The 19,503-nt window shown below is 68.9% G+C and carries 19 protein-coding genes; 12 read left to right on the top strand and 7 right to left on the bottom strand.

What is annotated here, in order from left to right; translation table 11 throughout:
• Positions 1-138: 138 nt before the first annotated feature.
• The gene (locus ACOEQ2_RS16730; protein WP_419729077.1) at positions 139-939 is read left to right on the top strand and encodes a CarD family transcriptional regulator; all 801 of its coding nucleotides are present in this window, start codon (positions 139-141) and stop codon (positions 937-939) included.
• Positions 940-1,165: 226 nt separating this feature from the next.
• Here ACOEQ2_RS16730 and ACOEQ2_RS16725 read toward each other — a convergent pair whose 3' ends face one another.
• Positions 1,166-1,945: a Bax inhibitor-1/YccA family protein gene (locus ACOEQ2_RS16725; RefSeq protein WP_419729076.1), complete on the bottom strand. Its 780-nt coding sequence runs from the start codon at positions 1,943-1,945 to the stop codon at positions 1,166-1,168.
• Positions 1,946-2,450: 505 nt separating this feature from the next.
• On the opposite strand from ACOEQ2_RS16725, the gene ACOEQ2_RS16720 reads away from it, so the two are divergent.
• From ACOEQ2_RS16720 to ACOEQ2_RS16680, 9 genes are all read left to right on the top strand, one after another.
• Entirely contained in the window at positions 2,451-3,041 is a 591-nt protein-coding gene (locus ACOEQ2_RS16720) for a 2'-5' RNA ligase family protein (protein WP_419729075.1), read from the top strand.
• Positions 3,028-3,606, top strand: coding sequence for a hypothetical protein (locus ACOEQ2_RS16715; RefSeq protein ID WP_419729074.1), 579 nt, complete (start codon positions 3,028-3,030; stop codon positions 3,604-3,606). The genes ACOEQ2_RS16720 and ACOEQ2_RS16715 overlap by 14 nt, the downstream gene beginning before the upstream one ends.
• A gap of 41 nt (positions 3,607-3,647) precedes the next feature.
• Positions 3,648-4,322: an NAD-dependent deacylase gene (locus ACOEQ2_RS16710; protein ID WP_419729073.1), complete on the top strand. Its 675-nt coding sequence runs from the start codon at positions 3,648-3,650 to the stop codon at positions 4,320-4,322.
• Entirely contained in the window at positions 4,322-4,915 is a 594-nt protein-coding gene (locus ACOEQ2_RS16705) for a uracil-DNA glycosylase family protein (protein ID WP_419729072.1), read from the top strand. The genes ACOEQ2_RS16710 and ACOEQ2_RS16705 overlap by 1 nt, the downstream gene beginning before the upstream one ends.
• A 19-nt stretch (positions 4,916-4,934) precedes the next feature.
• Entirely contained in the window at positions 4,935-6,641 is a 1,707-nt protein-coding gene (locus ACOEQ2_RS16700) for a peptide ABC transporter substrate-binding protein (RefSeq protein WP_419729071.1), read from the top strand.
• Positions 6,625-7,578, top strand: a complete 954-nt coding sequence (locus ACOEQ2_RS16695) for an ABC transporter permease (RefSeq protein WP_419729070.1) — start codon at positions 6,625-6,627, stop codon at positions 7,576-7,578. Before ACOEQ2_RS16700 ends, ACOEQ2_RS16695 begins: the two co-directional genes overlap by 17 nt.
• Positions 7,571-8,476, top strand: coding sequence for an ABC transporter permease (locus ACOEQ2_RS16690; RefSeq protein WP_419729069.1), 906 nt, complete (start codon positions 7,571-7,573; stop codon positions 8,474-8,476). Before ACOEQ2_RS16695 ends, ACOEQ2_RS16690 begins: the two co-directional genes overlap by 8 nt.
• Positions 8,473-10,263, top strand: a complete 1,791-nt coding sequence (locus tag ACOEQ2_RS16685) for a dipeptide ABC transporter ATP-binding protein (protein ID WP_419729068.1) — start codon at positions 8,473-8,475, stop codon at positions 10,261-10,263. The genes ACOEQ2_RS16690 and ACOEQ2_RS16685 overlap by 4 nt, the downstream gene beginning before the upstream one ends.
• 62 nt (positions 10,264-10,325) lie before the next feature.
• Positions 10,326-11,057 (top strand): MgtC/SapB family protein, encoded by a 732-nt coding sequence (locus tag ACOEQ2_RS16680; protein WP_419731259.1) that lies wholly within the window; start codon positions 10,326-10,328, stop codon positions 11,055-11,057.
• Positions 11,058-11,069: 12 nt separating this feature from the next.
• On the opposite strand, the gene ACOEQ2_RS16675 is transcribed toward ACOEQ2_RS16680, so the two are convergent.
• Positions 11,070-12,800, bottom strand: a complete 1,731-nt coding sequence (locus ACOEQ2_RS16675) for a methyl-accepting chemotaxis protein (RefSeq protein WP_419729067.1) — start codon at positions 12,798-12,800, stop codon at positions 11,070-11,072.
• A 99-nt stretch (positions 12,801-12,899) separates the two neighbouring features.
• On the opposite strand from ACOEQ2_RS16675, the gene ACOEQ2_RS16670 reads away from it, so the two are divergent.
• Positions 12,900-13,400 (top strand): GFA family protein, encoded by a 501-nt coding sequence (locus tag ACOEQ2_RS16670; protein ID WP_419729066.1) that lies wholly within the window; start codon positions 12,900-12,902, stop codon positions 13,398-13,400.
• Here ACOEQ2_RS16670 and ACOEQ2_RS16665 read toward each other — a convergent pair.
• The 3 genes from ACOEQ2_RS16665 to ACOEQ2_RS16655 all read right to left on the bottom strand — a co-directional run bounded on the left by ACOEQ2_RS16665 (position 13,391) and on the right by ACOEQ2_RS16655 (position 14,472).
• Complete coding sequence (locus ACOEQ2_RS16665; protein WP_419729065.1) at positions 13,391-13,576, bottom strand: hypothetical protein; 186 nt, start codon at positions 13,574-13,576, stop codon at positions 13,391-13,393. The genes ACOEQ2_RS16670 and ACOEQ2_RS16665 overlap by 10 nt on opposite strands.
• 72 nt (positions 13,577-13,648) lie before the next feature.
• Complete coding sequence (locus ACOEQ2_RS16660; protein ID WP_419729064.1) at positions 13,649-13,798, bottom strand: putative quinol monooxygenase; 150 nt, start codon at positions 13,796-13,798, stop codon at positions 13,649-13,651.
• A 203-nt stretch (positions 13,799-14,001) separates the two neighbouring features.
• Complete coding sequence (locus tag ACOEQ2_RS16655; protein ID WP_419729063.1) at positions 14,002-14,472, bottom strand: Lrp/AsnC family transcriptional regulator; 471 nt, start codon at positions 14,470-14,472, stop codon at positions 14,002-14,004.
• A gap of 142 nt (positions 14,473-14,614) precedes the next feature.
• Between ACOEQ2_RS16655 and ACOEQ2_RS16650 the strand changes: the two genes are divergently transcribed.
• Positions 14,615-15,592, top strand: a complete 978-nt coding sequence (locus tag ACOEQ2_RS16650) for a DMT family transporter (protein ID WP_419729062.1) — start codon at positions 14,615-14,617, stop codon at positions 15,590-15,592.
• A gap of 17 nt (positions 15,593-15,609) precedes the next feature.
• Here ACOEQ2_RS16650 and ACOEQ2_RS16645 read toward each other — a convergent pair whose 3' ends face one another.
• Positions 15,610-17,652, bottom strand: a complete 2,043-nt coding sequence (locus tag ACOEQ2_RS16645; RefSeq protein WP_419729061.1) for a lysylphosphatidylglycerol synthase domain-containing protein — start codon at positions 17,650-17,652, stop codon at positions 15,610-15,612.
• Positions 17,653-17,755: 103 nt separating this feature from the next.
• Complete coding sequence (locus ACOEQ2_RS16640) at positions 17,756-19,417, bottom strand: lysine--tRNA ligase (protein WP_419729060.1); 1,662 nt, start codon at positions 19,415-19,417, stop codon at positions 17,756-17,758.
• Between the last annotated feature and the right edge of the window lie 86 nt (positions 19,418-19,503).

Genomic DNA, 19,503 nt, shown 5'->3' with positions numbered 1-19,503 from the left:
GTTCCGTTTTCGCGTTTCTTGTGCTATGTTGCCGTTTCACCATAGAGCGCCAAGGCTCCAGGCTCCGGTTCTCCCGAACCGAGGCAACAGCCTGATGCGGGTTCGCGCCCACGGGCCGAAGCGGGAGATGCCAAGCACGTGCTGACCAAGACGGCGACACACTCGAGCGATCAGGACACCCAGTCGACCACCAGCCCCGACGCGCTCGACGAGCATGAGCGGGATGTCGGTGCCGAGGTCATCCAGGATGCATCTCCCGACCCGGATCACGCCCCCGGCGCCGGCGAGGTCCCGGAGCATGACCCCCAGGGTCCGCACGAGGATGCCGAGCCGTCGTCGGCAGTCGCACTAAGTGACGTGCCGGTTGCATCGCTCGGGGAGGATGATGCGGCGGACGACGCCGACGAAGTGGCGCCACGTCCCGCGGCCGCACGCAGGCCCAAGGACGACGAGCCCTTCGCCGAGGGTGACCATGTCGTGTATCCCACCCATGGCGTCGGCAAGGTCGAGCGGATCGCCACCGAGGAGATCGCCGGGCACAAGCTCGAGTTGATCCATATCACCTTCGAAGAGAACCGGATGACGCTGCGCGTCCCGGTGGCGAAGGCAAAGAGTGCCGGCCTGCGCAAGCTCGCGACCCGCAAGCTGTTCGACGAGGCGCTGGCGATCCTGAAAGGCCGCGCCCGCATCAAGCGCACGATGTGGTCGCGTCGGGCCCAGGAATACGAGGCCAAGATCAACTCGGGCGACCCGCTGGCGATCGCCGAGGTGGTGCGTGACCTGCACCGTAATTCCGGCCAGCCCGACCAGAGCTTCTCCGAGCGCCAGATCTACGAAGCGGCAATGGACCGTCTTGCGGCCGAACTCGGCGCGCTCGAGAACATCGACAAGAACGCTGCCGCCAGCAAGCTCGCGGACTATCTCAAGACCATCACGTGACGATCCAGCACGCCTGACCGCGCCCTCCAAGGGCGCCCGACACGACGACGCCGGCCCGGTCTCCTGGCCGGCGTTTTCATGTCTGCATGACCACACGCGGTCCTGAAAGACCCCGTCTCGGGCCCATCGATCACCAAGGTGAGATTGGCCGCCGCGACCTGCGCCCAAACAAAATCCCCGGCCTTTGCAGACCGGGGATCATCTTCATCGACAAAGCTGTCGAGGCTTAGTTGCTGTTGCTGCGCGTTCCGGTGAGCTGCAGCAGGAAGGTGAACAGGTTGATGAAGTTCAGATACAGCGTGAGCGCATCATACACGCTGCGCTTGGCCGCACCGTCGGCGCCTTCGTAGTAGGCGAACTGGTTGTAGTTGAACTTGATCCGCTGGGTGTCGAAGGCGGTCAGGCCGGTGAAGATCAGCACGCCGAGCACGCTCACCGCCAGATACAGGCCGGGGCTGTGCAGGAACATGTTCACGACCATCGCGATCAGGATGCCGACCACGCCCATGATCAGGAACGAGCCGAGCTTCGTGAGGTCGGCCTTCGTCGTGTAGCCGTAGAGGCTCATCGCGGCGAAGGTCGCGGAGGTGATGAAGAACACCCTGACGATCGACATGTCCGTATAGACATAGAAGATGTTGGTCAGGCTGATGCCCATCGCCGCACAGAACACCCAGAACAGCGTCTGGGCAGCGGTCTTGGACAGCTTGTTCACGCCGAAGCTCAGCACCAGCACGAAGGCCAACGGTGCGAAGATCGAGATGATGCCGAGCATCGTCGGCTTCATCACCATCGAGCCGGAGGGTGTCATCACCAGCTGGTGGAACAACCCGGCGAGCTGGCTGTGGGCGATGCCGTAGGCGACCAGGCCGGTCAGGACCAGCCCGGACGTCATCCAGTTATAGACGCGCAACATGTAGGAGCGGAGCCCGAGATCCACGACCCCGGTCTGGGCGCCCGCACCCGCGGCGCGCGATGTGGTTCTATAGTCGGGAACGAACGCCATGATGTGTGACTTCCTGTGCCGCCGGTGATCCCGGTAGTCTGGTTGTATGTTGGCGGTTCCGACAGGCAGGTCAAGGACAAGCCGATCCCGGGCACGGGTTCTACATTAAACCCTGGACAGATCCGAGCGTCGGCTTGCCCCCGACCCGGTCAGGACACCGCCGCGCTCCGGCAAGCCACTGGTTTACTGGTCACCGAGCAACGCCACGGTCGACGGTCACGGAGCGAGGCTGCGGTCGACGGTCACGCAGCGGGCTACGTTGACGGTCGCGGAGCGGGCGGGCACGGTCCCGACCCCTGGAGGCACACGACCCCACATGCCCAGACCTCGCCACACGAGCCGACCCGGCCTGACGGGTGCGGCGCTCGGCCCACACCGGGCACCGGCACGTGAGGACCGGCCCGGCTCCGCGCGAACCGGGGTGATGCTGGCAATCCTCGCGGCGGTCGTCCTGCTGTTCTCCAGGCCGCGGCGCGCGCGCTGATCCGGCCGTGCGACTCTCGTGATGAGGCTTTTCGTGGCACTGGCACTTCCCTGGAGCCACCGCGAGACGCTGGTCGGGCTATGCGGCGGGCTGCCCGGGGCGCGTTGGGTCGCGCCGCACAACCTGCACCTCACCCTGCGCTTCATCGGCGAGACCCGCTCCGACAGTGCCGACGAGATCGACCTGGCGTTGCAATCGCTGCAGGTCCGTCGCTTCGAGCTGGCACTCGCCGGGACCGGAACCTTCGTGCGCGCGAGGCGACTCGGTGGGCATCGCGCGCCGCGGCGTCCTGGCCTGCTGCCGGCCAGCGCGCCGATGACAACCACGCTCTGGGCCGGCGTCGCGCGCAACGAGCGGCTGGACCACCTGCAGGGCAAGATCGAGACTGCGCTGCAGCGGATCGGGCTGGAGCCGGAACGCCGCCGCTTCCAGCCGCATGTCTCGCTGGCCCGGGTGGACGGCGTGGCGGAGGCGGTGCTTGCCGGGTGGGTGCAGGCGCACAACCTGCTGCGCACCGAACCTGTCACGATCGACAGCTTCACGCTGTTCAGCTCACAACCTGGCCCTGATCAGCCGGTCTATACCGCGGAGGTCGATTATGCGCTTACCTGATCGCTCGAGGCCCGGGCAACGCAGCCGTGCGGGCAGCCTGCCGGCCCTGTCGGGTGCTGCCCTCGTGTCGGTTCTGGCCGGGCTCGCCGCCACGCCACCCGCGCACGCCGTTGCCGGCCAGGTGTCGGGACCGATGCAGGTCGGCCCGTCCTGGGGCCGGGGCGATCCGCAGCACGCGAGCGCGCTGCTCAGCACGATCATCGTCAATCACGGCAACCTGCCCGACCGCCTGATCCGGGTCGACTGCCCGGCATTCGGCCAGGTCGCCCTGCGCAACGGCACCCTGCACCAGACCATCGCGGCGCCGACGCTGGACCAGCAGCAGGCGGCGGCAGCGCAGGAGCGCGATCCGACCGGCGACCAACCGACGCAGAACGGGCTCGACCTGCCGCCCGGCCTGCACGACCAGCCGCATCCCGTCACGGCTCAGTTCGACCTCACCCATGCGACGCAACCCGTCACCGACGGCGCGCTGATCCCGTGCGCGGTGTATTTCGCCCATGCCGGCGAGCAGGTCGTCATGTTCACGATCGGCGAGCAGCCTCGGCCGACCTCCGAACCCTGACCCTGACGGTGCCTCCATCCGGGCCGAGGCCCCGCCGCGTCGTGATCCTGACCGGCGCCGGGATCAGCCGCGAGTCAGGGCTGCACACCTTCCGGGACGCCGACGGCGTCTGGTCGCAGGTGCGGCTCGAGGACGTGGCCACGCCCGAGGCATTCGCGCGCGATCCGGCCCGGGTGCAGGCGTTCTACAATGCGCGTCGGGCGCAGCTTTCCTCGGTCGCGCCGAATGCCGCCCACCTTGCACTGGCCCGGTTCGACAGGTGTTTCGACGGCGAGCTGCTGCTGGTCACCCAGAACGTCGACGACCTGCACGAGCGCGCCGGCAGCCGGCGGATGCTGCACATGCATGGCGAGCTCCGGCGCGTCCGCTGCACCGCCTGCGGGCTGAACCCGGCATGGGACGGCCCGATCACCACCGGCTCGGCCTGCCCCGGCTGCGGCGCCGTCGCCCTGCGCCCGGATGTGGTGTGGTTCGGCGAGATGCCGCTGCACATGCCGGCGATCGAGCAGGCGCTGTCGGCGTGCGACCTGTTCGTCTCGATCGGCACCTCCGGCACGGTGTATCCGGCGGCCGGCTTCGTGCAGACGGCATCCGGACATGCCCTCACCCTGGAGCTCAACCTCGAACCGTCGGAAGGCTGGACGGAGTTCGACGAGAGCCGCCACGGGCCGGCGACCCTGTTGGTGCCGGCCTTCGTGGACGAGCTGCTGGGCTGATGTCGGAGGACGCGGCGCTCGACCGGCTGGTGACCGAGGTTCGCGCCTGCCGCGTGTGTGCCGCCCAACTGCCGCTCGGACCCCGGCCGATCCTGCACGTGTCGACGACCGCACGGCTGCTGATCGCCAGCCAGGCGCCAGGCACCAAGGTGCATGAGAAGGGCATCTCGTTCTGGGACGCGTCGGGCGACCGGCTGCGCGACTGGCTCGGGCTCGACAAGGCGACCTTCTACGACAGCGCTCAGGTGGCGATCCTGCCGATGGGGCTGTGCTACCCGGGCCGCCTCGAGCAGGGCGGCGACCGTCCGCCGCGTCCCGAATGCGCGCCGCTGTGGCGGGACCGGGTGCTGGCCCTGATGCCCGCGATCCGCCTGACGTTGCTGATCGGGACCTACGCGCAGGTGCATGTGCTCGGGCCGGGCGCGATGACCCAGCGCGTGCGGGAGTTCCGACGCCACCTGCCCCGTTATTTCCCTCTGCCACACCCGTCCTGGCGCACCGGTGTCTGGGAAACGCGCAATCCGTGGTTCACCAAGGAGGTGCTGCCCGCTTTGAAGGCAGAGGTGGCGTACGCGCTGGACATGCGTCCATAGCTCTGGCACCAGGATCGCCGTGGCTGCGTGTTTTTTCCTCACCCGTCTCGCGATTGCGCTGTCGGCGTGCCTGGGGCTCGGCGGCATGGCATGCGGTCCGACCCGGGCGGCCGGCGGCGCCACCTGCGGCACCGTCATCGTCCCCACCGCGGTCGGATCGGGCGGTTCGGCGACGCTGACCTCGTTCAACCCGATGCTGACCGACGCCCTCGGCGCCCACCAGGTGATCGAGCAGATCCTCCGTCCGCTGGTCTGGATCGACCGCCACGGCAAGCCCGATCCGGAGCGCGGCCTGGCGCAGTCGGTGACGACGCCCGATGACGGCCTGACCTTCGTCATCACCCTGCATGACTGGAAATGGTCCGACGGGGTGCCGATCACCTCCGACGACCTGGTCTTCACCTTCGACCTGATGCACCGGCTCGGCACCGGCTACGTCTATTACGGCACGGGCGGCATGCCCACGCTGGTCGCCGGCGTCACCCGGCTGTCGGACCACCAGGTCCAGCTCCGCATGGTGCGCAAGGTCAATCCGGACTGGTTCATCTCGCTCGGCCTCGGCAACGTTCTCTTCCCGCTGCCGAAGCACAAGTTCGATGGGCTGAGCCTGGTCGAGCTGCGCCGGCGACAGACCGACACCAGCCTGTTCTCGGTGTCGAGCGGCCCCTTCCTGCTGCAGGACTACCAGGTTGGGCGGCACATCGTGATGGTACCGAACCCGCTCTATGGCGGCCACCACCCGCAGATCCGGCGCCTCGTGCTGGCCTTCCCGAACGGCACCACCGCCCTGGAGCAACTGCGCTCGGACAATCTCGACATCGCCAACGTGCCGTATCTGCTGGCCGGGCTGATGGGCCGCCTGCCCGGCTTCGACATCGTCACGCTGCACCCGGGGTTCGGCTACGGCGACGGCTACTTCAATTTCCACTCGCACAACGCGCCGTTCCTGGCCGACGACGCGGTGCGCCGCGCCATCACCCGCGGCATCGACCAGAAGCAGATCATCGACCTGGTGTTCCACGGCCAGGCCGTCGTCGACCACGCGCCGGTGCCGGCATCGATGACCGACATGCAGTCCGACCGGGGCCGCGCCGGCTACCCCGAGCTGTCGTTCGATCCGGCGGCGGCCCGTGCAGGCTTGCTGGCGGATGGCTGGAAGCCGGGGGCGGACGGCATCATGGCCAGGGACGGCCACCGCCTCGCCTTCACCATCCTGACCTCCGCCGAAGGCGCCACGAATGCGCTGCAAGCGGAGGTGATCCAGCGCAACCTGCGGGTGGTCGGCATGGAGGTCTCGATCCAGCTCGTCGGCTTCAACCAGCTGCTGGCGACGCTGGACGGCAACGGCCATGACTGGGACCTGGCGGTGCTGCTGTGGTCGGTCGCGACCTACCCGGACGTGCATGATTTCTTCTCGTCCGATGGCACCGAGAATTTCGGCCACTACCTCGATCCGCACATGGACCAGCTCAATCGCGACGTGATGTTCGGCTCCGGCGACGGCCCGCTGCATGCGGTCGAGGACTACACCGCCGACCAGGCGCCGCACCTCTATCTGCCCTACCCCACCCCGAACGTGCTGGTGCGCCCGGGCCTCGGCGGCATCACCGACTTCCTCAGCCCGAACGGCATGTGGTCGGCAGAGCTGCTGACCCTGTCCGGCCCGCTCGCCTGCCCGCCCGGACAGCCGCTCGCGTCCGGGGGTGCCGATGCTCCGCACGCTTGAACGCCGGCTCGGGAGCGCGCTGCTTTCGCTGCTGATCCTGGTCAGCATCGCCTTCGTGCTGATCCACATCACCCCCGGCGGCCCGGCCTATTCGATCCTGGGACCGGGTGCGAAGCCCGCCGCGATCGCCGCGATCAACCACGAATTCGGCCTCGACCTGCCGATATGGCGGCAATACCTGCGCTGGCTCTGGCAGCTGCTGCACGGACAGCTGGGGTCGTCCTACATCTATAGCCGGCCGGTCGGGCAGATGCTGCTCTCCTACGAGCGCAACACCCTGGCGCTGCAGGTGGTCTCGCTCGCCGCCAGCCTGCTGATCGCGCTGGCGCTGGGGCTGGCGCACGGCGTGTACTATTCCGGCCGCATCGGCCGCGCGATCGGCGGGCTGGAGCTGGCACTGTATGCGCTGCCGACCTTCTTCACCGGCACGCTGCTGATCCTGTGGTTCTCGATGGGGCTCGGCTGGTTCCCGGCGGGTGGGCTGGAGAACCTCCGGCTGCCCGAGCAGACGTTCGGCGCCTCGGTCTCGCACCTGACCCTGCCGGCGATCACCATCATCCTGTTCACGGTGCCGACGCTGTCGCGCTATTTCGCGCAGTCTGTGCATGAGGAGCTCGGCCGCGACTATGTCCGCTCCGCCGCCGCGCGTGGCGCTTCGCCGATGCGGATCCTGCTGCGGCACGTGTTGCGCAACGCGTTGCGGCCGCTGGTGACGATCCTCGGGCTCTCGCTGCCGACGATCTTTGCCGGCGGCATCGTCACCGAGACGGTGTTCTCCTATCCCGGCCTGGGCTGGCTGCTGTGGCAGTCGGCGACCTCGCAGGACTATCCGGTGGTGGTCGCCATCGTGCTGGTCATCGGCGTGCTGACGGTGCTGGGCAACCTGCTCGCCGACGTGGTGAACGGCCTGCTCGACCCCAGGACCGGCTATGCCTGAGGGCACGCTCGCCGGTCCGTCGATGTTCGACCGGACCCGCGGCAGGAGCGTCGCGGGCAGGCTGGGCGGGGGCATCGGCAGGCTGTTCACGGGTCCTGGCCGCGGCGTGCTCGGACTCGGCATCGGGCTGGGGCTGCTGATCGTGGCGATCTGCTTCCTGCTGCCGCTGCTCTACACCGTCGATCCGTATGCGCTGCACCCGGCCGCCGTGCTGACCCCGCCCGGCCACCGCTTCGCACTCGGCACCGACGAGATCGGCCGCGACGCGCTCGCCCGGCTGCTCGATGCCGGCCAGTCGACGCTGCTGGTGGCGATGCCCGCCGCGGTGGTCACCTTCTGCGCCGGGCTGCTCTACGGGATGGTCTCCGGACTCGGACCCCGCTGGCTCGACAGCGTGATGATGCGGCTGCTCGATGCCGTGCTCGCCCTGCCCGGCCTGGTGGTGCTGATCTTTTTCGCGTCGGTGCTGAAGCTCGCGACCCCCTCGCTGATCCTGCTGCTCGGGCTGATCTCCTGGCCGCCACTGGCCCGGCTGGTGCGCAACGAGACGCTGGCCCAGCGCGACCGCGAGTTCATCCAGGCCTCGCGGCAGATGGGCGCCGGCTTCCTGCACGTCGCGACGACGCACCTGCTGCGGGTGCTGGCGCCGGTGCTGGTGGTGAACTTCACCTTCCTGGTCGGCGACATGATCCTGGTGCTGTCGGCGCTGAGCTTCCTCGGGCTCGGGGTGCAGCCGCCACATACCAGCTGGGGCGGCCTGCTCGAGAGCGCGCTGCAGCTGGTGGCGCTCGACCCCTGGTGGCTGATCCTGCCGCCCGGCCTGCTGATCTTCGCCTCGCTGCTGTCGGCGTCGCTGATCGGCCAGGGCATGCTGGCGCGACAGGGACGCCCGCTGTGACCGCGCCATTGCTTTCGCTCAAGCAGCTCGGCGTGTCCTTGCCGGCGATCGGCGGTGGCGGGCGCGCGCAGGTACTGGAGGCGCTCGACCTCGAGGTCAGGCCGGGGCAGATGACCGCGCTGGTCGGCGAAAGCGGCTCCGGCAAGACCATCGCAGCCCTGGCGGCGATGCGCCTCTTGCCGCGCGGCGCCGTCACCACCGGACAGGCGCTGTTCGAGGGCACCGACCTGCTGGTGCAGGACGAGCGTCGCATGCGGAGCTTGCGCGGCCGCATCGGCATGGTGTTCCAGAACCCGCTCTCGGCGCTGAACCCGTCCGCCACGATCGGCGCGCAGGTCGCCGAGGGCCACCGCCTGCATGCCGGGGGTGGTCGAGCCGAGGCGCGCGCGCGGGCGATCGACCTGCTCGGCGAGGTCGGCATCCCGGGGCCGGCCCGGCGCCTGGACGACTACCCGCACCAGTTTTCCGGCGGCCAGCGCCAGCGGGTGATGATCGCCGCCGCCCTGGCCTGCAACCCGTCCGTGCTGATCGCCGACGAGCCGACGACCGGGCTCGATCCGCTGGTCGCCCGGCAGATCCTGGCGCTGCTGGCCCGGCTGCAGGTGTCGCACCGGCTCGGTGTGCTGTTCATCACCCACGACCTGTCGATCGTGGAGCGGCACGCCGACCGGCTGACCGTGCTGTATGCCGGCCGCGCCGTCGAATGGGGCGAGGCGCGCCGGTTCTTTGCCAACCCGCGTCATCCGTACAGCCAGGCGCTGCTCACCGCCGTGCCACGGCTCGGACAGGCGACGCTGCGGGGTATCCCGGGCACCCTCCCAGGTCCCTCGGCGCGTCCTCCCGGCTGCCGTTTCGCGCCGCGCTGCGCCTACCATCGGCCACCTTGTGATGACGGCTTTCCGCCTGCCCTCGGTGACGCCGAGGAAGCCGTCGCCTGCCTGTTCCCGCCACCGCCGCCCGTTCTGGCACAAGGGCACTTGCCTTCGCCGGAGTTACGGCCGGGGCTGGCGCCGCTGCTGGTGCTGGAGAACGTCACCGTGCGCTATGGCAGTGCCGCACCCTCGCTGCAGGACGTGTCGCTGACGCTCCGGCGCGGCGAGTGCCTCGGCATCGTCGGCGAGAGCGGCTCGGGCAAGTCCACGCTCGGGCGGGCGATCCTGCACATGCTCGCCTTCGAGGGGCGGATCCTGCTCGACGGACAGGTGGTGGCCGATCTGCCGGTGGCTGATCGGCGGCGGGCGCGGCGGCGGATCCAGGTGGTGTTCCAGGACCCACGCGAGTCGCTGAACCCGCGGCTGCGCATCCATGACACCCTCGCCGAGCCGCTGCGCCTCGGCGGTGTACGCGAGCGCGGACGGCTGGGGCGCGAGGTGGCAGCGCTGCTCGAGAAGGTCGGGCTGGATCCGTCGCTGGCGACGCGCTTCCCGCACCAGATCTCCGGCGGCCAGGCGCAGCGCGTCGCGGTGGCGCGGGCGCTGGCCGCGCGTCCGGAGATCATCGTGCTGGACGAGCCGACCTCCGCACTCGACGTCTCGACCCAGGCGATGCTGCTGACCCTGCTGCGCGATCTCGCCCGCGCGGAGCATGTCGCCTACGTCCTCATCAGCCACGACCTGGCGGCCGTCAGCTGGCTCGCAGACCGGATCGCGGTGCTGAAAGGCGGCCGCATCGTCGAACTCGCCGACACCGACACCCTGATCGCCAGCCCGCAGGACGCCTACAGTGTCGCCCTGATCGCCACCGCGCCGCGACTCGAACGCGGACCTCTGGTGAGCATCGAGGCGTAGGCAGGAGGACGGTCGTGCCCGACTTCACCGGCGAAGGCTGGCTGCAGCTCGGCGAGCTGGCGATGGCGTTCGTGCTGTCGGCGCTCATCGGCCTGGAGCGCGAGGTCCGCCAGAAGAGCGCCGGCCTGCGCACCTACACCTCGGTCGGCGTGGCGTCGGCCCTGTTCATGCTGATCTCCAAATACGGCTTCACCGACGTGATCGTGCCGAACCGGGTCGTGCTCGATCCGTCGCGGATCGCCGCCCAGGTGGTGAGCGGCATCGGCTTCATCGGCGGCGGCGTCATCTTCATGCGCCGCGACATCGTGCGCGGCCTGACCACGGCCGCCTCGATCTGGTTCACCGCGGCCCTCGGCATGGCATGCGGCGCCGGGTTGCCGCTGCTCGCGATCGGCACCACGCTCGCCCACTTCACCATCATGCTCGGCTTCCCGCGGCTGGTGCGCCGCCTGAAGCGGAACCGCCGCAGTGCCAGCGAGATCCGCATCGCCTACGCCGACGGCCGCGGCCTGCTGCGCACCATCCTGATCCGCTGCACCGAGCTGCGCTTCGCGATCGACCACGTGCGGCTCGACCGACAGGATCGGCTCGACACGTCGGCGCGGGACAGCGGTGATCTCGCGGAGCACGAGCTCGAGGCGCTCGACCATCTGGGGGGCGCCGGGCCCGGGGCGGTCACGCTCCGCATGCAGGTCAAGGGTAAACGCCCGATCTCCCATCTCATCGCGGCGCTGGGCGACATCGACGGGGTGCTCGAGGTCGGCACCACCGATGACGAGGCGGCACTGGATTAGGTGCGTTGCCACTCAGGAGGCGCGCACCTTGGTAATGAAGCGCTCGACCTCGAGCGACAGGGTCTCCGCCTGTCGCGACAGGTCGCCGGCCTTGCCCAGCACCTCGGCAGCGGTGGCACCGGTATCGTTGGCGGCCTGGCTGACACCGGTGATGTTGGCGGTGACCGTCTGCGTGCTGATGGCGGTTTTCTGAACGTTTCGGGCAATCTCGGCGGTGGCGGAGCCCTGCTCATCGACCGCCGCGGCGATCGAGGTGGTGATCGCGCCCATCTCCTCGATCATCACGGCGATGCCGCGGATCGCCTCGACCGCATCGCGTGTCGCCACCTGAACCTGGGCGATCTGGCCGCCGATATCGCTGGTCGCCCGCGCAGTCTGCTGCGCCAGGCTCTTCACCTCGCTCGCCACCACCGCGAAGCCCTTGCCCGCATCGCCCGCCCGCGCCGCCTCGATGGTCGCGTTCAGCGCCAGCAGGTTGGTCTGGCTCGCGATGCTGTTGATCAGCTCTACGACCTGGCCGATCCGGGCCGCACTTTCCGCCAGCGCCCGCACGGTGCCGTCGGTGTCGCGCACGCTCCCCACCACCCGGCTCGTGAGGCTGGCCGACGCCGTAACTTGTCGGTTGATCTCGGCGATCGACGCGGCGAGCTGTTCCGAGGCAGCCGCGACCGTCTGCACACCGATGCTGGATTCCTCCGCCGCACGCGCAACCGCCGTCGCCTGGGTATCGGTCTGTGCCGCACTCCCGGTCATGGACCGCGCGGTGGTTTCCATCTCGGTGGATGCGGAAGACAGCATCGACACCGTGCCGCTGATTGCCTGCTCGAAATCCCCCACGATCCCGGCCAGCTGTGATGCGCGCAGCTCGCGTGCGTCATGTTCGGTCTGCTGCTCCAGCGCCAGTCGGTCGCCGGCGATCATGTTGTCCTTGAAGACCTGGACGGCGCCGGCCATCCGGCCGATCTCGTCACCCCGACCGACAGACGGGATCGCCACCGTCACATCCCGTTGCGCCAGGCGTCGCATGGCATCGGTCATGGACGCGATCGGGCGCGAGATATGGCGGATGAGGCCGATCGTCGTCGCCAGGCTGAGGCCGAGGCAGAGCACCAGGCTGAGCACGATCATCGACCTTGTATTGTCGTACACCATACGGCTGACGTTCGAGGCGATCGTTCCGGTCTTCTGGTTGTAGTCGAGATCCCAGGCCACGAACCGCACGAGCGTATCGAAATCCCTGGTGGATTTGCGCTTGTAGAGTTCGGTTGCGGCGGCGTCCTGGCGCCCATCCTTGTCGGCGAGGACCTGTTGGGCGTCGCTGTGGTATTCGGGCCAGATCTTGTCGAACACATTGGTATAGCGGGTGCGTTCCGGACCCTTGACGATGGTCGGCTCGATCCCGACACGCGCGGCATCGACGGCTGCAAACGCCGCCGCCAGCTTGGACGTCAGGTCGTGGCGCTCCGCAGACTCGACGTAGCTCGTCGCCATGTAGCTCGCCTCCCAGCGACGGACGCTGAGCAGCGCCAGGGCGAGCTTGCCATCCCACATCGTGCTCGGCAGGAAATTGTCCCGGACCGAGACGTTCGCCCGGTTCATCGTGCCCATCCGCTCCAGCGACAGGCTGCCGAGCCCGACGCAGAGCATAGTCAGCAGCGCGAACCCGGCGGCGAGCTTCTGGCCCAGGCTGAGGACACGGAATATCCGGAACGGCACGGCCAGGCGATCCAGCGGGAATTTCATGCGGAGGCTCGTCTCTGATCTGAGAAAACCAGTATGGTCACACGGAGGTTAACAACACCTTGCCGGCCGGCACCTGGTCCCCGGAAAGCCTGAACGCGAATGATGCTGACCGGATCTTGCGCTTGCGGGCATGTGCGCTACGAGATCAAGGGCGACCTTGTCGGGCCGGTGACCTATTGTCATTGCTGGCGTTGCCGCAAGCATTCCGGATCGAGCTTCGGGACGACGGCCGGTGTGCGGGCCGCCGACTTCACGATCCTCACCGGCCAGGCGCTGATCTCGAGCTGGGAGTCGAGCCCGGGCGTGCATCGGTGTTTCGCCAGGTGCTGCGGCTCGCCTCTGTACAAGCGCGATGAAGCCAATCCGTACGAACTCGGCTTCAGGCTAGGCACTCTCGACGTTGATCCGCTCAGGAAAGCCGATATCCATTTCATGGTCGGCTCGAAGGCGCCCTGGGTCGAGATCCGCGACGATCTTCCTCAAGCGGCCGGCGGATCGCCGTTCGGGCTGCGTGATGAGCTGGCTCGCGACGCGGCAGGCGGCGGGCCGGCATCGAAGCCCCGCCGACGTCGCACAGGCAAGGCGCCGGTTCATCGGTAGCGCCTGCGCCGCGTCGGCTTGGTGAAGACCCTCCCCATCACCCAGGTGATCGCAGTGCCCGACGAGGCCGCGACCAGGTCGAACCAGTATGGGCCGTCATGTGCGCCACCCTGGAGTGTCCTGAAGATCACCACCGCCAGCAGCGCGGCAATAAATGTCGATCCGTTGCGCATCATGCCCCGATCCACCGCTTGATGTTCAGACGACAGCCACTGGATGCGTCGTCGCACGCATGCCCATCCCAGCGATCAGGGACGGCCTTTCGTAACCGCGGTCCAGACGGCCGGGAGCCCGAGCGAGGCAGCATGGCTCTCGCTGTCGGTCCACACCGCGGTGATCCAGATCGCGTCGCCCCGTGTCGCGTCCTCCGCAATGATGTAGCTCAGGCAACCAGGCATCGCTGTCGTTCCGGCCGCCAGCACTCCGATCAGTTCATCCCATTCGTCCGGGCGGGCGATGAATTAACTGATCAATCCATACATGCTGTCATCCCGATCAGGCTGCCGGCGGTGAAGGCTCGCAGGTGCAATCCCCCGGCGTCGACAGTCCCGTAACCGTCGCTGCAATCGCCCGGCAGCATGGAACGACCGGCAGATCGCGATCAGGACGGATCGGGTGAGCGCGTGCGTTTCAGCGTGCGCAGCGTGAACACCGAGCGGCAGTTGCGCACGCCCGGCAGGCTGTACAGGCGCTCGCGCAGGAATACCTCGTAGCCTGCGGTGCCGTCGACCGCGACACGCGCCAGGAAGTCGTAGTCGCCACTCACCATGAACACCTCGAGCACCTCCTTCATGCGCGCCAGCCGCTCGCCGAAGTCGCGCACCAGGGCCATGTCGTGCCGGTCCAGGGTGATCTCGATGAACACCGTGTCGGCGAGCCCCAGCGCCTTCTGGTCGATCTCGGCGGTGTAGCCGGTGATCACGCCCTGCTCCTCGAGCCGGCGCACCCGGTTCCACACCGGCGTCGGCGAGAGCCCGACCTGCTCGGCCAGTTTCGCATTGCTGAGCCGGCCATCGGCGCGCAGTGCGGCAAGGATCCGGCGGTCGGTGGCGTCCAGAAGCGGTTCCGACAAGACGCGAACTCCAGAAGATGGTCCTCCTGCAGAATCACCGGCAGGCCCGGATTTATTCTATCGGGCCGCCTGGTCCTGGGAAAGATCAGGGAGATCATCCCACCGCACCGAGGCATCTTCTCCACGCACGCAGGAGATGCCCATGGTCCGCTTCGGTTCGTTCGCCAGCACCGTCCGGTTCCAGCCGGCCATGCTGCTGTTCGTGCTGACCCCGCTGCTGTTCGCCGGCAACATGCTGGTGGCGCGCGCGATCGCCGGCGACATCCCGCCGGTCACCCTGGCCTTCCTGCGCTGGGGCGGCGCCGCGCTGATCCTGCTGCCGTTCGCGCGTGGCTGGCGCGCCCACCTGCCGCGCCTGGTGTCACCGGATTTTGCCCTGCTGGTGCTGACCGGTGCCGTGCTTGCCGTGGCGCCGCTCTATGCAGCCGCGTCGCGCACCACGGCCGGCAACATCGCCCTGCTGATCTCCGCCGCCCCGGCCTTCGTGCTCATCGCCGAGCGCATCCTGTTCCGCACCCGGCTGCGGCTGCCGGCGCTGGGCGGCATCCTGCTCGCGGCGACCGGGGTGGTGACCGTCGTGACACACGGCAATCCGATTGCGATCACCGCACTCTCCTGCAACGGCGGCGACGCGCTGGCCTTCGCAGCGATGCTCTCCTGGGTCGCCTACACGCTGCTGAGCCGACGCCGTCCGGTCGTGCTGCCGCCGGTGATCGGCCTCGCCGGGCTGGCCACCGGTGCCGCGCTGATGCTGCTGCCGGCCGCGATCATGGAGCTCGCGCGTCATGCCGGTGAACCCGATCTCGGCCTGGTGCTGACGCCACGCAGCGTGGGAGCGATCCTGTTCCTCTGCGTGGTGCCGTCGATCGGCGCCTATGGCAGCTACCAGGCGCTGGTCCGCCGCTTCGGACCGGCCGCCGCGGCGTCGTCGATGTATCTGGTGCCGGTCTATGCCGTGCTGCTGGGCGCGGTGCTGCTGGGCGAGACGCTGCACCCGTATCACGCTGCCGGTCTGGCGCTGATCCTGGGTGGGGTGACCCTCACCGCCTGCGCCGCCCGGCTGGCTGCACCCCGCGCCGTCGTGGGCGCGGTGCCGGTCGCGGAGACGGCGATCAGTTGAGGGTCGCTAAAAGGCGCTCAGGTGATGGTCCGCTCGAACTCCCGGCCGAGCAGGGCCAGCAGCAGTTCGCCGCGCTCGGCCGGGCAGCACAGGTAGCAGCAATCGCCGTCGGCGCTATCGGACCGCGATCGCGACCCCGCCGTGGCCCCGATCGGCCAGGCCTGCAGCCCGAGATCGGCGTACACGTCGAGCAGCGATGATCCCACCCGCCAGAACACCGGTTCGCGGCCTTCCTGCAACGCGAGGTCGCGCAGGCGCCAGATCGTCGAAATCTGGTCGGCGGGTGCACCGGCAGGGTCGCCAAGCCCGGCCATGATGCGCCCGAGCCGCCGGAACGGGATCAGCGCCCGACCGGTCTCTCCGGAAACCAACCCGTCCGGCGGGGCCAGCGGCAGTGCGCTGTCCGGCGCCAATGCCCGGTAGCGGGCGGCGGCCTCGGCACTCCAGGGCGTCGGGCTGATCCGTCCGGGCAGGATCAGCCGGGCGATCGCCAGCAGCCCGACCAGCACCGAGAGCCCGACCGACAGGCGCGTGCGACTGCTCATGCCCTTGCCCGCGACCAGCTCCAGCCAGCTATTGTCGGCCAGGCTGCGGATCGCCGGCTCGAGCTGCACCAGGATCAGCACGCACCCCATCAGCAGCAGCAGCGGCAGCACGGTGGCCGGCGCCAGCGGTTCGCTCAGCAGCCGGGCATGGCGGTAGTACGAGCTGCGGAACGGCGCGATCACCAGGGCGGCCAGGATCAGCATGGCCGGCACCGCCAGCGGCAGCCCGCGCAGGGCGGTCAATGCGGCGGCGATGCAGAGCAGGATCAGCGTCGTGCCCCAGGCCAGCGTGACCCGCTGCGACAGGCCGATCGCGAGGCCCATCAGCACTGCGCCGATCAGCGAGGGGATGTAGTCGCCGGCGGCCTCGAGGAACCAGGACAGCGTGCTCTCGCCGCTGAACAGGCCGACCGGCGGCGGCAGCACGAATGCCAGGTCCGGAGTGGTTCCGATCCCACCCAGGGCAAGCAGCATCGCCCCGCACAGCGAGACCGCACCCGCCGCGACGATCACCGCGAAGTCGGCCTCGCTCTCGCGGATGAGGGTGGAGGCACGGACCCGCGCCGGTTGCGACAGGCCGTGGCGGCGTGCCAGCAGCATGTCGCCGCGCAGCAGCACCTCGTGGCCGGCGAACAGCAGGCCGGCGATGAACAGCGGCAGGATGTAGTAGAAGAGGCGGAACACCAGGATGACGCCGAGCGCCTCCGAGGCCGGCAGGTAGGGCGACAACCCCAGCACCATGGCGCCGTCGAATACGCCGAGCCCGCCGGGGACGCCCGCGATCAGCCCGGCGCTGTAAGATGCGATGTAGATGGCGAGAAACGCCGGGTAGTCGAGGCCGATGCCCGCGGGCAGCAGCGTGTACGCTATGGCGGCGGTGCAGGCGACGTCGAGTGCCGCGACCGCGACCTGGCCGATCGACATACGCATGCCGGGCAGCGGTATGGTCCAGCGCCACAGCGTGACCGACTGCAGCCGTGCCGACAATCCGACATAGAGTGCCACCAGGCCCCATGCCGCGACGCCGACTGTCGTCAGCAGCCAGTGCGGCACCCGGTCGAGCAGCATCGGCAGCGAGGACGGTTCCAGCAGCAGCACGCCGCCGATCAGGGCGGAAGCGCCCAGGATGTAGGTGAGCGAGCAGAACGCGATGATCTGGGTGATCTGGGCGGGCCGCACCCCCCAGTTGCCATAGAGCCGGAAGCGCACGGCGGCCCCGGAAATCGCCGCAAAACCGAGATTATGCGACAGCACGTAGGAGCAGAAGGCGGCGAAGGCGGTACGTCCGAAGCTGAGCCGGCAGCCGACATGGATCGTTGCCAGCCGGTCGTAGAAGCTCAGCACGAAGTAGGAGAGCAGGGTGAAGCCGGCGGAAGCGAGCAAGCTGATGCGCGGGATCCCGAGCAGGCTGTCGCGGATCTGCCCGACGCTCAGGTGCCGGACCTCCTTCTGCACCGCGTAGATCGCGCCCCCGAACAGCAGCAGCCCGAGCAGCGGCGGCAGGCGTCGGAGCATGCGTTGCCAGATCCGCGGCCGGCAGCCGGGCTCGCCTGGTCGAGACGGTTCCGAGGCGGCGGCGGGGCCCTGCGACATCATCGCGTCGGCTGCCGATCGGTGCCTACGACCCTGGTCCGGCCGGATCCGGAGGCGCCGGGTGCGGCCGGGCGAGTGCCGTCTCGATCAGGGCGACGGTCTCCGGAACTCCATACAGGGCGATGAAGATGCCGAAGCGCGGGCCCTCCTTCTGGCCGAGCAGCACCTCGTACAGGCAGCCGAACCAGGCTCGCAGCTCCGGGAAGCCGTGTCGCTTGCCGACCTCGAACACCAGGTTCTGCAGCCCCTCGGGCGTGGCGCCAGCACTCGGATCGACGCCGCGAAGGGTCTCGGCGAGGTCGGCCAGGGCTGCCCGTTCGCGCTCGTCCGGGGCGCGGTAGGTTTTCGCCGGACGGACGAAATCCTGGTAGTACAACACGGCATGCTCGACCAGGCGGGCCAGCAGCGGGTCGCTCTCCGGGGTGGCATCGGGCTGGTAGCGGGCCAGGAACGCCCACAGCACGTCGGCGCTCTCGGCGTTGGCGACGGACGCCAGGTTCAGCAACATCCCGAAGGAGACAGGCAGCGCGCCACCGGGGCGGCCGCCATCGATGAACCAGGCCGGGTTGGCGTGCAGGGTCGCGCCGGCCTGCTCGGGCAGCTTTGCCCGGTTGGTCAGGTACTCGTCGACCGCACGTGGGATCACGTCGAAGAACAGGCGCTTGGCGCGGCCGGGCTGGTTGAACATGTACTGCGCCAGGCTCTCCGGCGGGGCGTAACGCAGCCACTCCTCGACCGAGATGCCGTTGCCCTTGGACTTGCTGATCTTCTGCGCGTGCTGGTCCAGGAACAGCTCGTAGGTCAGGCTGACCGGCGGCTCGGCACCCAGCACCTTGCAGATCCGGGTCGACAGCCGGACGCTCTCGATCAGGTCCTTGCCGGACATCTCGTAATCGACGCCGAGGGCCGCCCAGCGCATCGCCCAGTCGGCCTTCCATTGCAGCTTGGCGTGGCCTCCGGTGACCAAGGTCTCGAACACCTCGCCGGTCTCGTCGCGCCAGCGGACGGTGCCGGCATCGGCATCGACGGCGTCGATCAGCACCTGCATCACGACACCGGTGCGCGGATGGACCGGAAGCACCGGCGAGTAGGTGGCGCGGCGGTCCGGCCCGAGCGTCGGCGCGATCACGGCGACGATCTCGTCATGCACCGCCAGCACGCGCAGCAAGGCCGCATCGAAGCGGCCGGCACGGTAGTACTCGGTCGAGGAGGCGAACTCGTACTCGAAGCCGAAGCCATCCAGGAAGCTGCGCAGCCGGGCGTTGTTGTGCGCGCCGAAGCTCTCGTGGGTGCCGAACGGATCCGGCACCTGGGTCAGCGGGCGGCCGAGGAAGCCTGCCAGCATGTCGCGGTTGGGCACGTTGTCCGGGACCTTGCGCAGCCCGTCCATGTCGTCGCTGAACGCGAGCAGGCGGGTCGGGCGGCCGGTGAGCTCGGTGTAGGCGCGGCGCACCCACGTGGTCCGCGCGACCTCGCCGAAGGTGCCGATGTGCGGCAGGCCGGACGGGCCGTAACCGGTTTCGAGCAGTGCAGGGGTGTCGGGGCTCGCACCCTTGGCGTCCATGTGCGCGGCCAGGCGGGCGGCCTCCTCGAACGGCCAGGCTTTCGGCAGATCGGCGAAAGCCGGCTCATCGGGACGGGAGGGATCGCGACCGGAGTGCCGCGCGGGCTGAACAGCTTGGGACATGGGGGCGCAGGCTAGGGCAAAATGCGCGATCGCGGAATTGCCTGCGGGCTCACTTCTTAATCGCATGGCCCCGGCTTTCTTTAACG

This window comes from Lichenicola sp., from assembly GCF_965198575.1.
Lineage (GTDB): Bacteria > Pseudomonadota > Alphaproteobacteria > Acetobacterales > Acetobacteraceae > Lichenicola.
This window is presented reverse-complemented; position numbering and strand designations above follow the sequence as displayed.

What these genes read in the sequence shown, in the direction of transcription:
- ACOEQ2_RS16725 (WP_419729076.1), bottom strand. Translation starts at nt 1,945, where the DNA reads ATGGCGTTCGTTCCCGACTATAGAACCACATCGCGCGCCGCGGGTGCG.
- ACOEQ2_RS16720 (WP_419729075.1), top strand. Translation starts at nt 2,451, where the DNA reads ATGAGGCTTTTCGTGGCACTGGCACTTCCCTGGAGCCACCGCGAGACG.
- ACOEQ2_RS16715 (WP_419729074.1), top strand. Translation starts at nt 3,028, where the DNA reads ATGCGCTTACCTGATCGCTCGAGGCCCGGGCAACGCAGCCGTGCGGGC.
- ACOEQ2_RS16705 (WP_419729072.1), top strand. Translation starts at nt 4,322, where the DNA reads ATGTCGGAGGACGCGGCGCTCGACCGGCTGGTGACCGAGGTTCGCGCC.
- ACOEQ2_RS16695 (WP_419729070.1), top strand. Translation starts at nt 6,625, where the DNA reads ATGCTCCGCACGCTTGAACGCCGGCTCGGGAGCGCGCTGCTTTCGCTG.
- ACOEQ2_RS16690 (WP_419729069.1), top strand. Translation starts at nt 7,571, where the DNA reads ATGCCTGAGGGCACGCTCGCCGGTCCGTCGATGTTCGACCGGACCCGC.
- ACOEQ2_RS16680 (WP_419731259.1), top strand. Translation starts at nt 10,326, where the DNA reads ATGGCGTTCGTGCTGTCGGCGCTCATCGGCCTGGAGCGCGAGGTCCGC.
- ACOEQ2_RS16675 (WP_419729067.1), bottom strand. Translation starts at nt 12,800, where the DNA reads ATGAAATTCCCGCTGGATCGCCTGGCCGTGCCGTTCCGGATATTCCGT.
- ACOEQ2_RS16670 (WP_419729066.1), top strand. Translation starts at nt 12,900, where the DNA reads ATGATGCTGACCGGATCTTGCGCTTGCGGGCATGTGCGCTACGAGATC.
- ACOEQ2_RS16665 (WP_419729065.1), bottom strand. Translation starts at nt 13,576, where the DNA reads ATGATGCGCAACGGATCGACATTTATTGCCGCGCTGCTGGCGGTGGTG.
- ACOEQ2_RS16660 (WP_419729064.1), bottom strand. Translation starts at nt 13,798, where the DNA reads ATGCCTGGTTGCCTGAGCTACATCATTGCGGAGGACGCGACACGGGGC.
- ACOEQ2_RS16650 (WP_419729062.1), top strand. Translation starts at nt 14,615, where the DNA reads ATGGTCCGCTTCGGTTCGTTCGCCAGCACCGTCCGGTTCCAGCCGGCC.
- ACOEQ2_RS16645 (WP_419729061.1), bottom strand. Translation starts at nt 17,652, where the DNA reads ATGCTCCGACGCCTGCCGCCGCTGCTCGGGCTGCTGCTGTTCGGGGGC.
- ACOEQ2_RS16640 (WP_419729060.1), bottom strand. Translation starts at nt 19,417, where the DNA reads ATGTCCCAAGCTGTTCAGCCCGCGCGGCACTCCGGTCGCGATCCCTCC.